Origin of the sequence: Sessilibacter corallicola, from assembly GCF_021290925.1 — a bacterium.
In the GTDB taxonomy this organism is placed as follows: domain Bacteria; phylum Pseudomonadota; class Gammaproteobacteria; order Pseudomonadales; family Cellvibrionaceae; genus Sessilibacter; species Sessilibacter corallicola.
Genome location: NZ_JAJSLX010000003.1, coordinates 426,254 through 441,942, shown reverse-complemented (window position 1 = coordinate 441,942; position 15,689 = coordinate 426,254). Strand labels below are relative to the sequence as shown.

At 40.0% G+C, this 15,689-nt stretch carries 14 protein-coding genes; 5 read left to right on the top strand and 9 right to left on the bottom strand.

The window, feature by feature from the left end; translation table 11 throughout:
• The first annotated feature begins 112 nt into the window (after window positions 1-112).
• Together LU361_RS16070 and LU361_RS16065 are read left to right on the top strand one after the other, a co-directional pair.
• Window positions 113-3,019, top strand: coding sequence for a P-loop NTPase fold protein (locus LU361_RS16070; RefSeq protein ID WP_233089908.1), 2,907 nt, complete (start codon window positions 113-115; stop codon window positions 3,017-3,019).
• Window positions 3,020-3,258: 239 nt separating this feature from the next.
• Window positions 3,259-3,420: a hypothetical protein gene (locus tag LU361_RS16065; protein WP_233089907.1), complete on the top strand. Its 162-nt coding sequence runs from the start codon at window positions 3,259-3,261 to the stop codon at window positions 3,418-3,420.
• 19 nt (window positions 3,421-3,439) lie between these two features.
• On the opposite strand, the gene LU361_RS16060 is transcribed toward LU361_RS16065, so the two are convergent.
• The 8 genes from LU361_RS16060 to LU361_RS16025 all read right to left on the bottom strand — a co-directional run bounded on the left by LU361_RS16060 (window position 3,440) and on the right by LU361_RS16025 (window position 8,901).
• Window positions 3,440-3,922 (bottom strand): DUF2026 domain-containing protein, encoded by a 483-nt coding sequence (locus LU361_RS16060; RefSeq protein ID WP_233089906.1) that lies wholly within the window; start codon window positions 3,920-3,922, stop codon window positions 3,440-3,442.
• A 3-nt stretch (window positions 3,923-3,925) separates the two neighbouring features.
• Complete coding sequence (locus LU361_RS16055; protein ID WP_233089905.1) at window positions 3,926-4,222, bottom strand: hypothetical protein; 297 nt, start codon at window positions 4,220-4,222, stop codon at window positions 3,926-3,928.
• Between the two features lie 92 nt (window positions 4,223-4,314).
• Window positions 4,315-4,986: a hypothetical protein gene (locus LU361_RS16050; RefSeq protein ID WP_233089904.1), complete on the bottom strand. Its 672-nt coding sequence runs from the start codon at window positions 4,984-4,986 to the stop codon at window positions 4,315-4,317.
• Between the two features lie 513 nt (window positions 4,987-5,499).
• Window positions 5,500-5,916 (bottom strand): hypothetical protein, encoded by a 417-nt coding sequence (locus LU361_RS16045; RefSeq protein ID WP_233089903.1) that lies wholly within the window; start codon window positions 5,914-5,916, stop codon window positions 5,500-5,502.
• Window positions 5,917-6,084: 168 nt separating this feature from the next.
• Complete coding sequence (locus tag LU361_RS16040) at window positions 6,085-6,549, bottom strand: GNAT family N-acetyltransferase (protein ID WP_233089902.1); 465 nt, start codon at window positions 6,547-6,549, stop codon at window positions 6,085-6,087.
• Between the two features lie 96 nt (window positions 6,550-6,645).
• Window positions 6,646-7,161, bottom strand: a complete 516-nt coding sequence (locus LU361_RS16035; RefSeq protein ID WP_233089901.1) for a hypothetical protein — start codon at window positions 7,159-7,161, stop codon at window positions 6,646-6,648.
• Between the two features lie 18 nt (window positions 7,162-7,179).
• Window positions 7,180-7,731, bottom strand: coding sequence for a hypothetical protein (locus tag LU361_RS16030; protein WP_233089900.1), 552 nt, complete (start codon window positions 7,729-7,731; stop codon window positions 7,180-7,182).
• An 828-nt stretch (window positions 7,732-8,559) separates the two neighbouring features.
• Window positions 8,560-8,901, bottom strand: coding sequence for a hypothetical protein (locus tag LU361_RS16025; protein WP_233089899.1), 342 nt, complete (start codon window positions 8,899-8,901; stop codon window positions 8,560-8,562).
• A 1,220-nt stretch (window positions 8,902-10,121) separates the two neighbouring features.
• Here LU361_RS16025 and LU361_RS16020 point away from each other — a divergent pair.
• From LU361_RS16020 to LU361_RS16010, 3 genes are all read left to right on the top strand, one after another.
• Window positions 10,122-11,579, top strand: a complete 1,458-nt coding sequence (locus tag LU361_RS16020) for an NAD-dependent succinate-semialdehyde dehydrogenase (RefSeq protein WP_233089898.1) — start codon at window positions 10,122-10,124, stop codon at window positions 11,577-11,579.
• A gap of 18 nt (window positions 11,580-11,597) precedes the next feature.
• Entirely contained in the window at window positions 11,598-12,950 is a 1,353-nt protein-coding gene (locus tag LU361_RS16015; protein WP_233089897.1) for an aminotransferase, read from the top strand.
• Between the two features lie 270 nt (window positions 12,951-13,220).
• On the top strand, window positions 13,221-14,084 hold the full coding sequence (locus LU361_RS16010; protein ID WP_233089896.1) for a helix-turn-helix transcriptional regulator: 864 nt from the start codon (window positions 13,221-13,223) through the stop codon (window positions 14,082-14,084).
• A 91-nt stretch (window positions 14,085-14,175) separates the two neighbouring features.
• On the opposite strand, the gene LU361_RS16005 is transcribed toward LU361_RS16010, so the two are convergent.
• Window positions 14,176-15,576 carry an APC family permease gene (locus tag LU361_RS16005; RefSeq protein WP_233089895.1) on the bottom strand — a complete coding sequence of 467 codons (1,401 nt, stop codon included), beginning with the start codon at window positions 15,574-15,576 and terminating at the stop codon, window positions 14,176-14,178.
• Window positions 15,577-15,689: the final 113 nt, after the last annotated feature.

The following is a 15,689-nucleotide window of genomic DNA, read 5'->3' as shown; positions in this document are numbered from 1 at the left end:
GGTCAAAATTATGGCGCCAAATACTACATCCTGAATCTTTCATCAGTAGACAGTGGTTTCAGTTACGGTAGTTTGGTCATATTGAATTAGTGACCACAGTAACTGAATACTCATGACCGATCCTAACAAGCAAATTCCTAGATTTCTCAAAGAAGAACCATCAGATACTGATATATTCAAAGGTGGAGGCCACCAAAGGACAGCTGTAGCTTTGATCGATTTCATAAAGTCTGATCAAGATATAGGCATTATTGGATTGGAGGGTGATTTAGGTTCTGGAAAAAGTACGGTTGTTCAGTTGGTTAAAAATTCTCTTGAGAAAGCCAATCACGATTTAAGTGCGGAAGGTGCAGATTTAAATAGTGGAAATATGAAATCAGACAAAAAGGCGGAATCAGATGAAATTTCAGGTGAAAGAAAATATCAATTATTAACATTTGATTTAGATAAACATAGCCATTCATCGATACGCAAAGCATTGATTGTTGCCTTACATGGAAAGATTGAAAAGCTCTGGCAAGATAGATCATCCATTAGAAGGTATTACTTTAACTGTATATTGCGTAAGCAAACTGATTCAATATTTCGATTTATAAAAAAAATCAATCCGGCTAGTTATGAAAGTTTAACTGCAAAGAAAATAGTGAAATATATTTGCTATAAGATCACTTTGATTTTAACTCTAATAAAATTTGATAAGTATCATTCAGTGGGGTTGGAAAAGCTAGATAATGCTAAGTTTATTGCGTTGGGGCGTAAGTTAGATTTCCAAAGGAAGACTAACAGTGAAATGAATTGGTGGCTATTGCCATTTGCTATTTCATTTGCCATATCAGTGAAATATATGCTTGAAGCTGTAGTTAATGTATTTAATACTCTTCATATTCGGTACTCTCCAGAGTTGGAATATAATTTCGATCTCGAAAATACACTGACAACAATTGCCGGGTTTTCAGTTTTAATTGTAGTTTTGTCTAAGTATGTCATTGACATATTTAGATCACGTAACAGTGGTAAGGTTAGCGTAATCGATCTGTACAAGAAGAATGGTAGAGATAATATAGTTGAAAATGTTCGAGTTGATAATGATATTCATAGTTTTGAATTAAAAAAAGCACTCGATGAATTTATTGATATTATTCCTGGTGACACGACTCTTGTATTGGTTATAGATAATATAGATAGAGTTGAATCTAGGCTTGTTCAAGAGGTTTGGAGTGATCTTAATATTATCTCGTCTATATCGAATGCTAAGTTCAAAGTGATTTTACCGTATTCAGAAGTTAAGTTAGCTAAGGCTCTGAGCGACGAAGATGACGATTACTCTATTACAGGGCGAGAATATGTTTCCAAAAGGTTACCAATCGTTTTTAGAGCGCCGCCAATTATTACTGCAGATTGGAGAATGCAATTTGAAAGCTATTGGAAAGAATCAATCTGGTTTATTAAGGGGTATAAAGAAGTATCCGAATTAATTGATATTTGGAGTCCTGGTAACACGCCAGTTACGCCTAGATTTCTTAAACGACTAATTAACGATATTGCAACTAGTTACGTTGGTTGCCCGGAAGAAGATATTCATGGATTATGTTTCGCATTTTATCTCCTGGTATATAAGTCGCATCGGCCTAATGTTACCATTTATCAGGCTTTAGCTCTACGTCCAGAACTCGACAAAAGTGGTGGTAGTAAAGTTGTTGATGATGGTGAGCAGGAGCTGAAAGAATGGAATGAAAATCTGTCTAAAACTAATGATTTAATGGATAGAGTGTTTAAGGGGCAGGTAGAATGGCCAGAAGAAGTTACTTGTATCAATTATCAGGCTAATAAAGAAATTTCTTTTAGTGAGTTGTTGGAAAAGCCAATAGCGGAAGCAATTAATACAAAAGATACTAAAAGTATTTTAGAGTTGTCACTGGTAATTGGATTCGATATTTATTTTAAAAGAGTAATAGAAAGCTTCTTACCTGAAGAGCTTTATGATTTAGCTTGTGATGTGAGTGCTTGGATGGATCGTGAGCCAGCAGGTAATTGGTTGGATAAGTATTTGCCTGAAATAAATTATAGGGCTGCTAATTCTCAGCGAGAAGTAAAGCTTAATAGTTTTAAAAATATGTATCCGCTTAAGAGAGCAGGTTATACCCTCAGTTATGTGCGTGTGCAAAACGAGTTTGATGATTATGAATTTGGAAAAAAGCCTATAGATGACAAAGCAATCCAACATTTCTATGACTGTAGTGTCTTATTGGATAAGAAACCCAGTGTGATTTATGATCCTCCGGCGGATTTTTTCTACGAATATTTATGGCCATTGAGAAATAAACTCAAACTTTGGGATATTGAATCTATTGTAATGGATCAGAGTCTCAAGAAGGGTTTATTTTATAAACTTAAGAATTCATATTATATGGAAGAACGTATTCCAATGGATGCAGATATGATTGCCTGGTTTAATTCTAAAAACAGAATCGGTGATAAAGCACTAAATGATGGGATGTTTAAAAAAATAGATTTTTTGTTTCGAGACAGTAGAGGCGTGGAGTTTTTCCCAAATTTAGAAGTTTGGGGTAAAAGTGAAAGTACGAAGTTTCTGGCAAGATACTTTGCAGAATTTTCAGAGGAAATGCCGGATAAAATGAAAAACAAATGGCTTTCTGCTTTATTGGTTCATGGAATAATTTCAGGGGATTTGATGGCTCAAAATAATAAGGATGTTGAGAGTGTAAGTGTGTCAGAACCTTCTTTATGGGATGTTATTAAAGACGAAATTGTCGGTCTTGATTTTGATGAAAATTACCTAACGTTTGCGCCTCTTGAGGTAATTGCTGCGTCTGTTCCAAAAACCGAATACAATGAAATTTTAATTCCTGCTTTAGTCAAGTTGTTTGAAAATGATCGAATCGTAGAACTTGATGACTCTATGAGAGATGAGCTAAGAACGTTAAAAGTGTCTTTGAATGATCTAGATTACGATTGCTCTGTGCTTGTGTCGAAGTTAAATGAGCTTATTACCTCATAGTCTGCAATCTTTCAGCGTATAGTCAATAATGTGTTTTATATATTGCTCTCCTCATCCATTGAACAGGTGGAATATATCAAATCTTGTCTCCGCCACCACATTTGCATACCCAAAACTAACTCCCACTAAATTATTATATAACCCAGGGTTCGGCTAGTTTATAACTGGTTGAAAAGGGGCCGTATTGACTCGGGCGGTAGCTGGTTGAAGGCAACCATAATTCACAGAGATCGACATGCATGAATATTCAGTTAAACGATAACAGCTTGTTTAAAAGTCAGGCATATATTGATGGTCATTGGGTAGATGGCGATTCAGGTTCTACGCTTGAGGTGCTTGCGAATGTTGCCAGCGTTGGGGTTACGGAAACCAAACGTGCCATTGCCGCCGCTCAGGTTTGACAGTCCGTTATGTGCATTTTCAAGCCGTAACTGCATCATATTTTTCTCGTAGAATATTTACGTAATCTTCCGAAACTTCTGGCAATCCGGAAACAGTGCGATACCTCTGGCTCTCTTCAAATATACGGTAATGCGGTTGGTCTTTAATTTTCCCAGCGTGAATAATACTATACGGCCTTTCTTGAATTATCTCATCGGTTAATTTTTCATCTTCAATCATGTTAAATTGATCAGCAGTAATATCAATTAGCCAGCCGTTTACCTCAATCCATACATGATATAAGGAATTTTCAAGATAATCATCACTCGCCAAGCCGTAGACAATATCAATTTCTAAATCAGGATGAAGGCGTAAAAGGTGGTAAGTCAAAAGATAAGAGCTGAAATCGCAATGATCGATGGGAAACTCAGCGTCAGTATTGTAAACAAGTCTTACTGGTGAACTCTTGAGCTTTAATCTAAGCCAAAGCGCTTGATATTTTAATTCTTCATTCAATTTCATTTGTTAGAACCCAACTAAAGCACATAACGCTTTGCTAAAGGGCACACGAAGCAGCGCGTAGTGCGTCCCACGGAGGCCACGCTTTTTGTAGTAATGAAGAGATTCTTCGATTGGCGTTCCATCTTCATAATTTATCAGAAGATAAAGGTCACCTCGCATCACCCAGAGTTTCTCCGAATTTGGGTAAGCTTTTACGGCCTCATCAATTAAAGAGATAGTTTCTTTCGTAGGCTCTGGGTCTTCCCAGTTTTCCGGCCATCTTTCTTTAATCTCGGTTATGTATTCGAATTCCTGTTTCATTCTTCTCTTAATACATCATGCCCGGCAGCGGACAACTTGTAGCGACGAAGGAGTAGAAAGTTGGTTTGACTGACGCCGTTTGTTAAAGGCATTCACTTCTTTTGATTCGGACATATCTGACTACATTTTTTTGATCTGCTTGTGGAAATAAATTTGTAATTATACCCTTTCAGATTAGCCTTCGGTTCTAACTTCCCTGCAGCACAACTTCCTAATATTTCTGGGTTAGATGATACTTCTTTTATATCGCTCTGGTATTTTACTCCGTCGTCGATAACAACAGTGATAACTGCATAATTATTCGGTGTAGGCTCCTGTGAAAGCTCAAAATCTGTGATGCAGCCGTATACCCATTTAGACTCTAATGCTTGTAAATAAAAGAAGAGTGGAATTGCTCCTATGGGTATTATAGCCAATGACCAGGGGATTTTCTGGGTCGGTGGTGCAAAAGATGTGTTTCTAAAAATACCGAGTATCCATACAGTTAAGCCTCCAGCCATACCTATGGCTAAGAACAAAAGTAGTGTATATATGCGGCTACCAGCGTGTAAGATCATGCCAAGCGGTAAAGTTACTATGGCGCCCACAAAAAGTGATTGCCACCAAGAACTCCACTTAAAGACTGCCATCAACAAGAGTGCAGGTATTCCTAGGCTACAAGAGTAAATGAGCAAAAAGGCAATAACTGATCCGGCCCAGGGCCCATCTACGCGTCCACATAAAAATAGAGCGTAAATCACAAATACGGCTATTGCTCGAAACATCTATAGTGGCTCCCTAACGCCTTGCTGATTTGCGCAGCGGTTTGTTAGTTTTTTAAGTTGTTTTCGGAGTATTGAGGGCGTCGCCACAGATAAACTCCATTGTTTATGTAGTAAGATTTAAGCACTGGCAATTTCCTAGATTTAAATATATCTGGAACCCGCCAAACCTACTTTCGTAGATATCTACTGCTTTCAATCTTCTAATTCTCCAAAGATAAAACCTACCGCCATTTCGGATTTCTTTTGCTTCACGAGTGGCAAACCGGTGGATTAATGACTTCAATTGCAACTGAGGAACTTTTCTCAGCACAGCCACTTTTAAAAGCTGGCTACCTTTACCTAATTTATGGTCTTTCCTTCATATGTTTATTGGCGAAACTCCTCGCGAAAACTAACGCGCCGCTAGAGGGCCGGAGCGAATTGGATTGTTTTGTGCTATTAAAGCACAAAACAAGTAACGCAGCGAAGGTCCAAACAGCCTTAGCTGCTGTTCTTTGAGCGGATTGTTAGATTTTATTTTATATTTATCTTTTTTATTTTTAAGGATTTTTTAAACAAGCTACAAATTGCCTCAAAATCCTCAATTTTTAAATAATCCTTAGCTATATATGCGTGACCATCGTAGCCATATTTAATGATCAAGTTATTAGGAATGCCATACCTTCCCTCCGCAAAGTAAACCTCAGTAATCTCAGAAAATTTAAGCTCAATAACATTCAAGGAATCGCCAAGTTCTGGAAAGGTTATTGAGCTATCACTAATAGTGATTACACGTTTATGACCACGTAACTTGAAGTATATTTTAAAAAAATAATAAGCTGACCAGGCAAGTAAAAACATAAAGCTCGTATAAAAAGAATACCCAACTACCGACCAAAAGGTGAAATTTACGGCAGAAAAATCAATGGCGTATAAAATAAAGCCAGCCATACAAAGAGAAAATATTCCAATGAATATTCCACTGAATAGATTCTGCTTATTCCCGACATAATAATACTGACTAATACTCATAAAATCCTAACGTTTGCGTAACCGGTTTTTTGCAAAGCGTCGCGGCGTAAAAAACATCCGAGTTAATGCATTTGTTATACATTGATATCATGATGTTTTAGAGATTTTCATGATAACTGTATTCAAACCTGCAGGGTTTAAACCTCCTGGCTTGGAGTCTTTAAATCCTAAATTGACATATAGTCTACGTGCTGCTTTACCTTCAGGAACTGATTTATCGAATGTTTGCACATAAATTTCATTTTGTTGGTCGAGTTGGCTAATTGCATAATTTAGCAGAACCTTGCCATATCCTTGACTACGATACTTTTTAGATACTGCCAACCAGGCAATTTCATTTGCTTCCTTTGAAATTACAACTCCCCCCATTAACTCTTGCTTATCTTCATTTTGTTCTGAACGAATGCAAAAAGCTGTCTTTTGTAAGATTGCCTGTTCTAAACCATCTTGAAATGATGCTTCATCAGCCATTGGGCCAAACAAATGCTCAACTTCCTTTACCAGTGTAATCCATGCAACAAAATCTTTTAATTCAGAGGATACTACTTCCATTATTTTTCCTAATTTAATAAATGTTTTCTCGTATAACGCCCGCATTTGCGGCTGGTTTGGAGCGCAGCGAAAAACCAGTCCGGCAACATGCGCTTGTTACATATTTTGGCTGGTTGCAACTGCGGCCAACCTATCGAAAATTATCTTCTGATACAAACCTTCGGAAAATGCTATTGAGTTTGATGCTGTGGGTTCACCATGTACATCTTCTACTAGAAGCTTACATTGAACGCTTTGCCCCCAATACGTATTTATTAACTTACGATCTTCCTCCGGCAGCTGAGATATATCAGTTGAAGAAAAAGTACCAACAACGGTAGAGTTTGGGGCTATTTCAGATTTATTTTCAAAATCGCTCAATGTGAGCTTTAGATCTATATAATTCTCTTTACCTATATAAACTCTGAATAGTGCCGGACGTTTTATTGAAGTATTTAGCCTTCCCGAATTGATAAGAGTTGCCGATATTTCAAAAAATGATCTATTAGCAATTAGGTTGCTATTTATTTGCTCGTATTTCCTTTCCATTTCTGGAATAGATGTTTGAAGCTCATCATACTTTTCTTTTGCATCGGAAAGGTTTTCCTCAAATATTTTTTTAAATTCATTCAATGTTGACTCAACATCCTCTTAGTTGTAATCAATCTCAGGATGTAACGGCCTGTTTAGTTTATTGCATTCATGTTTTGTAAATGAATCTTTAGTAAACGCAGATATTTTTTCAAGGTCGTTTTTTCGATCTGCTATTTTCTCCGGTGTGTCTTTTAACTCCTGTTTTGCACGCTGGAGGAGTTCTTCAAGTTCTTCAAGTGATATAGATCTTTCTATATGACGACGCTTTGGCTCTCCATTTGGCCCCATGATAAAGCTCGGTCTATCCCCTTCTTTCATTTTCCTTAGATAAGAGAATTCTGAATGCTCATCTAATGAAACTTTGGCTTTATCTGAAACTTTTCTGCTGATTCCATTAACTTCAACTGCAAGTCGTGATTTCTGGACAATATAGGTTTGCCATAACGGGACAAAGAGAGCTACCACCGCTCCGACAGAAGCTGCCACTAGGTTTGAATAGTCACCAACCTGCGCTATGACAATATATAACCCCATCCCAACAAGCACACCGACAATAAGCATTATCGCCCATAAGAATGTTTGAAATTTTTCCACTTGCACCTTTCTCATTATTTACTCCCATCTATGGGTAACTTGGACATGTAACGCTTGGGTAAATTGAAGACGCGCAGCGGTTTTCCATTTGACCCATTTGTTGTACGTTTTGAAGTAATAACAATTACTTCACTTGGTCTTAATCTACCACGAAATCAGCGTGCCTGAGACCTGAAATTTACTGCAAATTAACGCGGACAACGAATAAACGAACTTGCATGCTAGATATTTACTGCGAGTTACTGTGATCAGAGAAAAACAAACGGAAAGAACCGTAGAAACTGGAGAACTTTAAAATCGGTAACCACGATTAGGAATTAACACTTTAGTTTACTGAAGTTTAAGCAACTAAGAATTACAATTTTAGACGACAGAAAATAGTTAATTCATAACCAAGAAAATACCACCAGAGACGTACAACGCTAGGGTAAATTGAAGACGCGCAGCGGCTTTCCATTTGACCCACTTGTTGTACGTTTTGAAGTAACAAAAATTACTTCGATTAATCCCTAATTTACCACGAAACTAGCGGGCCTGAGAGTAAAAATTCACTGTAAGCCAACGCGGACAAAAAAAATACAGGCTGAAAAGCTGGAAGTTTACTGCAACCTAATGTGATCAAAGAAGAACAAACGGAAAGAGCCGTAAAAACTGGAGAATTTTAAAATCGGTAACCACGATTAGGAACTAACACTTTAGTTTACTGAAGTTTAAAAAACCAAGAATTGCGACTTTAGACAACCGAAATTGCCAATTTAAAACCAAGAAAAAACCACGGAAGACGTACAACGCTGACAGCAAGCGCGCGTTTTTTGCGTCGCCTTGACTGTGATTGTTATGTTTTTACCGGTTAGTATTGTAATAAAATGGTATTTTTGGCGAATCAAAATCCCCCTCCCCATATTTATCGTTGATGTGCTTAGGTAGCATATCCCGCATCTTTTCATGAATAGCAGTATGCAATAATTTAAAGCCAGCAGTATCGTCTACGGAACCCAAAAATTGCTCCACATCCTCCAGACTTTGGTAATGTAGTGGTTGATGAAAAAATCTCTGATATTCCTGGAGCGTGGAGAAAACGTACATCAGATCTTTGAGGTTAACCTCGACCGTTTCATTAGGATCGATTGCCTCGAATCCGTGTGTAGCTATTTCCACAAGATTAGTGGTGTATTCTTTACTCATTCGATACCCTTTGAAACATAACGCTAGGGTAAATTGAAGACGCGCAGCGGCTTTCCATTTGACCCACTTGTTGTACGTTTTGAAGTAATAACCACTACTTCGCCAAGCCTTAATTTACCACGAATCCAGCGTGCCTGAGACCTGAAATTTACTGCAAATTAACGCGGACAACGAATAAACGAACTTGCACGCTAGATATTTACTGCGAGTTACTGTGATCAGAGAAAAACAAACGGAAAGAGCCTTAAAAGCTGGAGAATTTTAAAATCGGTAACCACGATTAGGAATTAACACTTTAGTTTACCGAAGTTTAAGCAAGCAAGAATTGCGATTTTAGACGAAAAAATATAGCCAAATTAGAACTAAGAAAATACCACGAGAGACGTACAACATTTTAATACACGTCCAAACGACGCTTTTTCCCAAATATACCGTCACTGTACCGTATATTTCGGGTGAATTCTTCTCAACGCTATCCTGAAAGCCTCACTGCGTCAACGCCTCAGACAATTTGGCACGTAATTCATTTTTTTATTTTACGTCATAACATTGAGTCCACTTCTGTAGAGCGTGTGATGAAGTTGTTGTCTATAGAAAAGATGGATAATTTAACCAGCAAAATTTATCGTGAGTTTGTGAAATCAGATACTTTTCCCGGGCACCGTACAGCTATTATAAAAAGCTTTAAAAATCATTTTAAATTCCCTCAAGCTGATTCCACCCAGTCCAGTTAAGGCGCGCCTATATAAACTTATTTGAAAATGATGAGTTGCATCAATGGTTGTCAAGCCAAGAGTGGGATTTTTCAACTTGGCATCTATATGAGCTGAGAGCTTTAAATACTGAAATTGAATCTCTAGAGTTTGACTTTTCAAGTATTAATGAGCAGCTGAGTTTAATGGTACAAGAAATTGAAAGTGAACCTTAATCTTGAGGAAATGGAAGACGAATAATTACAATCTTATTGTGTTTAGCATTCTGTATTTTCGGCGCTGAAGTTATCTAATCATTATCATGTCTCAGTGGGTTGCGATACCGATGTTGCGCGTCCACTGTTTGTTTTTTCTTCCACTCCATCACATTTGCATATCCAAAACTAACTCCCACTAAATTATTATATAACCCAGGGTTCCGCTAGTTTATAACTGGTTGAAAAGGGGCCGTATTGACTCGGACGGTAGCTGGTTGAAGGCAACCATAATTCACAGAGATCGACATGCATGAATATTCAGTTAAACGATAACAGTCTGCTTAAAAATCAGGCATATATTGATGGTCATTGGGTAGATGGCGATTCAGGTTCTACGTTTGAGGTGTTAAATCCGGCCACGGGTGAAGTGCTTGCAAATGTTGCCAGTGTTGGGGTGACGGAAACCAAACGTGCCATTGCCGCCGCTCAGGTTGCGATGGAAAGTTGGAAGGCGTTGGATGCCAAAGCTCGTTCTCAGGTGTTGGAGCAATGGCATCAATTGATTCTTGATAACCAAGAAGACTTGGCAATTTTAATGACGGCGGAGCAGGGCAAACCGTTGGCGGAATCGCGGGGCGAGGTGTTGTACGGAGCGTCATTCCTTAAATGGTTTGCCGAAGAAGGTAAGCGTGTTTATGGCGATGTGTTGCCGTCTTCGAATGATCGTCGAAGCATTGTTATTAAACAGCCGGTGGGTGTGGTTGGTGCGATTACGCCGTGGAATTTCCCAAATGCGATGATTACTCGCAAGGCGGGTCCGGCATTGGCGGTTGGTTGTGCCATTGTTCTAAAACCTGCGGCAGAGACGCCACTGTCGGCGTTGGCGTTGGCAGAATTGGCTGAGCGTGCCGGTGTGCCCGCGGGTTTGTTCAGTGTGTTGCCCAGTCGCTCGGCGGCAGAAGTGGGCGGCGAGATGACATCGAACCCTACGGTTAAAAAAGTCACCTTTACCGGCTCCACCGCGGTTGGCAAATTATTGATGAAGCAATGTGCCGACACGGTGAAAAGAACCTCGATGGAACTGGGCGGTAATGCGCCAGTGATTATTTTTGATGACGCTGATTTAGACAAAGCGGTTGCCGGTGCATTGGCCTCTAAATATCGCAACGCGGGCCAAACCTGTATTTGTGCGAATCGTTTATTAGTGCAAGAAGGTATTTATGACGCCTTTGTCGAGAAATTCTCGGCGGCTGTGCAGCAGTTTCACATAGGCAATGGTTTAGAAAACGGCGTCAATTTAGGCCCCATTATTACCGAAAAAGCCGTTGCCGATATTCATCAAAAGGTAGAAGCCGCAATTGAAGACGGCGCTACGGTGGTTACTGGTGGCAAAGTCAGTGAGCTGGGTGCGCATTTTTATGAGCCCACGGTGATTACAAACGCAACGCCTGATATGCGTTTGTTCAAAGAAGAAATTTTTGGCCCAGTAGCGCCAGTGTTTAAATTCAGCACTGAGCAAGAAGCGATTAGCTTGGCCAATAACACCGAATTTGGTTTGGCGTCTTATATTTACACTCAAGATATCGGCCGTATTTGGCGGGTTTCTGAAGGCGTGGATTACGGCATGGTTGGTGTTAACGAAACTGCCATCAGTTCTGAAATTATTCCTTTTGGCGGTGTAAAAGAATCCGGTCAAGGACGTGAAGGTTCCAAATACGGTTTGGACGATTATCTCGAAACAAAATACATCTGCATGGGCGGCATCTAAGCGGGGGAGGTCATAATAATGAGTGCAATCATTTATCCAACAACCAATTTAAAAGCAACAGAAACACTCACCTTAGAACGCGGTGATGGCGTTTATGTTTACGACAATAACGGCAATAAATACCTCGAAGGGCTCGCGGGTTTGTGGTGTACGTCGTTGGGTTACAACAATCGAGAGTTGATTGAAACCGTTAACGAACAACTGAGCACGCTGTGCTATTCCCATATGTTTGGTGGTAAAACTCACCAAGTGGGCATGGATTTATCCGATAAATTAAGTGCAATATTGCCGGTGAATAACGGTAAAATATTTTTCGGTAATTCCGGCAGTGATGCCAACGACAGCCATATAAAAATGTTGCGTTATTATTTTAACGCCATTGGTAAACCCGAAAAACGCAAAATTATTTCTCGTGAACGTGCTTATCACGGTGTTACCGTTGCTTCCGCAGCGCTCACCGGTTTGGCGCCCAATCACGAGCATTTTGATTTACCGTTTGAAGCATTGGGCATTCTTCGAACCGATGCACCACATTATTATCGCGGTGCATTAAAAGGTGAAAGTGAAGTTCAGTTTGTTGAACGAATTACCCATAATTTGGAGCAGTTAATTTTAAAAGAAGGGCCTGAAACCATCGCCGCGTTTATTGCTGAGCCAATTACCGGTGCCAGTGGTGTGATTGTTCCACCAAAAGGTTACTACGAAAAAGTACAGGCTATTTTAAATAAATACGATATTTTATTTTGGGCTGATGAAGTTATTACTGGCTTTGGTCGCACCGGTAACGATTTTGGTTCCACAACCATGAACATTCAATCGCCTGATTTAATGACATTGGCGAAACAATTATCGTCGGCTTATATGCCAATCAGTGCAGCGGTTATTAGAGGCGATATGTACGAGGCCATGATTGAGCCAAGTTCTCAGGTGGGGGTTTTTGGTCACGGTTATACCTATTCAGGTCATCCAACGGCAGCAGCGGTTGCGCTGAAAACGTTAGAAATATACGAGCGCGACAATATTTTTGAAAAAGCCGCAGACGTTGGCGAATATTTACAGCGTCGTTTGGCAGAATTTAGAGATCATCCGCTGGTTGGCGAGGTGCGCGGTGCGGGATTGTTGGCAGCGGTTGAATTCGTCGCCAATAAAAGTACTGGCGAAGCTTTTAAAGGCGGCGCTATTGGCGCCTACGCGCAGCAGGCTTGTCAGAAGCACGGGTTAATTACGCGCTCTGTGGCGGGTTCGTCACTGGCGTTCTGTCCACCGTTGATCATCACACTAGAGCAAGTGGATGAGCTGATTGAGAAGTTCAGCAAAGGCTTACAAGATACGCTGGATTATGTTGTTCGCGAAAACTTGATCGTACAGTAACGTTTCACTCTCTGTTGTCATTCAACAACTCCTTGCCCACTCGTTGTTTATGAGTGGGTATTTTTTTACCTTCTATTCTTGTTTTTTGTTCTTCTTCTCTCTTTTTGTACTTGTCATTTCTGTTTATTATCTCTCACTCAATAAGCGTTAATAAGCTGAGGCTTATCCTATTTTTGTATCTGTTAAAATACCCTAAAACAGGGTATGTTTTGTTGCTACTAAAACACTCTAGGATACCGTAACAAGTGCTTAACTGGAGGTTGCAGAATCGTGGATAAGAATAAGGCTGTATTTACGCAGTGGAATGAATCCGTTGCTGAGCTGATCGACAATACTGGCAATGAAGCGCTTCCCAAGCTGTTGGTGAATGCCATCAACGAATTGGTGACGATAGAAGCGGTGATGCTGGTGTTAGAGAGACGCGATAAATCGCCGGTATTGATTTACGACCGTGGCATTCCCGATGAAGAACGCGCGTTATATATTGACGCTTACTTTTCTGGCGCTTATTTACTCGATCCGCTGTGCTTGTTTACTGAAGACCAAATTACGCCCGGAGTATACCCACTGTCTGAAATTGCCCCAGACGATTTTTATCAGAGCGATTATTTTAAAACCTACTACCAAGAAACATCATTAATTGATGATGTGTATTTTATTGTTGGCCCGAAAGAAGACGTTAATTTCTCATTCGCGGTGGGTCGCCATCATGATCAACCGAAGTTCTCAGAGCAAGATCTGTTGTTGTTTCGCAGTATTAACCCTGTGGTTCAAGCGATATTAAACCAATACTGGTGTCGTGTTTGGGAAAAGAAAACCCTGCCTGAAAGCTCGAATGAGCCGTTGCGTGCCGAGGTAGAGGCGGCGTTTAATAACTTTGGTGCTTCTGTTTTAACAGATCGTGAGCGAGAGGTTGCGCATTTATTGCTTAAAGGCCATTCTTCTAAATCTGCAGCGCAAAAATTAGGTATAGCGCCAGATACCGTCCAAATGCATCGCAAAAATATGTACGCCAAGTTGGATATTTCTTCTCAGTCTGAATTGTTTTCTTTGTTTATTGAAGCATTATCTACAGCAGGAAGCCAGACCGATGCCGATCCATTAGTTGCTTATATGCAACCTGGTGAGAATTAATATGTTCAAAATAAAAAGATCGGTAATAAAAATTCTTGCAATAAAAAAGCCCTGTATTAACAGGGCTTTTTTAGGGTTTTCAAAAATTTAATTAAACGCTTTCGGTAAGCCGAGTAGGGTAACGTTGCTTTTCGCCACTGCGCACTAAAATCTCACCAATAATCAGTGTTAATAAAACGCCGCCGCCAACTTGAGTAACTAAAGAAATATCCAAGGGTTCGCCGGGTACCCAGAAGAATAATAAAATGGCCGAAGCAAGAACAAACACACACAAGCTCGATAATACAATTCCGGTGGCATTATTGCCGGGCACTTTAAATGGGCGTGGGTGATTGGCGTCAGACAATCTTAATTTAATAAACGCTAAATGCATTCCAATGTAAGGCATTAAGAACACAATCGCGCTGAAGGAAAATAATGTCCAGAACAGTTCTTCGGCGTTGTTGGCCATAAATCCGTAAATCACCATAATGATTGAACTGATCAAACCGGTCATCATTGCCGCACCAATAGGGGCGTTATGTTCGCGATCTGTCCATGCAAAAATGGATGGCATTTCTTTTTCTTCGGCAGCTTCGGCAACGGAATGATTACCGCCTAATGTCCAGGTAACCATCGTGGAATACAAGGTATACAGCGTTAAACCGCCAATAACCAGTGCAAAACCGTTACCTAAAGAAGAACCACCAAACAATTCTTTTAAGGTAACCGCCAGAATATCAACCATATCAATATTATCCGCCGGTACAGAAGCGAGAACACCGGTAGTACCAAAGATATAAAAACCAGCGGTGACCAGGCCCGCAATAAACATGGCTCGTGGAATACTTTTTTCGGGTTTTTGTATGGCATTGCTTTGTGCGCAAACAAGCTCCACACCCAAACAACCGTACACAATTACGGGAATAAACGCTAAGCCTTCATCAAGATTATTCAGAGCGTAGGTTAGGCTGATATTATTGGCAAAACCGTTATTGATGCTGTAAATCAAACCGGCAACACCCAGCGTTAAAATAATCACAAATTTAATGGGGGTGCCTAAATTGGGAATCCATTTGCTTTTTTCTAAGGGTAAGCAGTTAACCCAAGTGGTTAACCAGCACAGGGTAATACCCATTGCAATTTGCATCCAAAGGCTCATGTCTGGGGCAAACAGCGCACTGAATATACCGGCAAACATAATATAAACCGCTGGCATCCACAGGGCGATATTAATCCAATACAACCACGTAACCCGCGCTCCCCAGCGGGTTCCAAAGGCGTCTCTAATCCACGCGTAAATGCCGCCTTGTTGCGGGTAGGACGTGCCTAATTCTGCGGTAATTAAGGTATTTGGAATAAAAAATAAAACCAGTACTACCAGCCACCAAAAAATTGCTGAGGGTCCAACTGCGGCAGACATAGCAATTTGGTCGACCAATAAAATGGCAGAGACGGTATAAAGGGTGACGTCGGTGGTGGAGAGTATTTTTTTATTGTTGGGCGCACTCATAATTTTCTCTAATTATTGTTGTTAGTTAGATTGAACAATACCAGCGTGAACTCAGTGTGCGTTTGATTGTGAGTTCACGCTATACCCTAATGAGGGGTATGAGAAAATACAGA

Excerpts from the sequence above, each read along its gene's own strand:
- LU361_RS16030 (WP_233089900.1), bottom strand. The coding sequence starts at position 7,731 with ATGAGAAAGGTGCAAGTGGAAAAATTTCAAACATTCTTATGGGCGATA.
- LU361_RS16020 (WP_233089898.1), top strand. The coding sequence starts at position 10,122 with ATGAATATTCAGTTAAACGATAACAGTCTGCTTAAAAATCAGGCATAT.
- LU361_RS16050 (WP_233089904.1), bottom strand. The coding sequence starts at position 4,986 with ATGTTTCGAGCAATAGCCGTATTTGTGATTTACGCTCTATTTTTATGT.
- LU361_RS16005 (WP_233089895.1), bottom strand. The coding sequence starts at position 15,576 with ATGAGTGCGCCCAACAATAAAAAAATACTCTCCACCACCGACGTCACC.
- LU361_RS16065 (WP_233089907.1), top strand. The coding sequence starts at position 3,259 with ATGAATATTCAGTTAAACGATAACAGCTTGTTTAAAAGTCAGGCATAT.
- LU361_RS16025 (WP_233089899.1), bottom strand. The coding sequence starts at position 8,901 with ATGAGTAAAGAATACACCACTAATCTTGTGGAAATAGCTACACACGGA.
- LU361_RS16045 (WP_233089903.1), bottom strand. The coding sequence starts at position 5,916 with ATGGCTGGCTTTATTTTATACGCCATTGATTTTTCTGCCGTAAATTTC.
- LU361_RS16070 (WP_233089908.1), top strand. The coding sequence starts at position 113 with ATGACCGATCCTAACAAGCAAATTCCTAGATTTCTCAAAGAAGAACCA.
- LU361_RS16040 (WP_233089902.1), bottom strand. The coding sequence starts at position 6,549 with ATGGAAGTAGTATCCTCTGAATTAAAAGATTTTGTTGCATGGATTACA.
- LU361_RS16055 (WP_233089905.1), bottom strand. The coding sequence starts at position 4,222 with ATGAAACAGGAATTCGAATACATAACCGAGATTAAAGAAAGATGGCCG.
- LU361_RS16015 (WP_233089897.1), top strand. The coding sequence starts at position 11,598 with ATGAGTGCAATCATTTATCCAACAACCAATTTAAAAGCAACAGAAACA.
- LU361_RS16060 (WP_233089906.1), bottom strand. The coding sequence starts at position 3,922 with ATGAAATTGAATGAAGAATTAAAATATCAAGCGCTTTGGCTTAGATTA.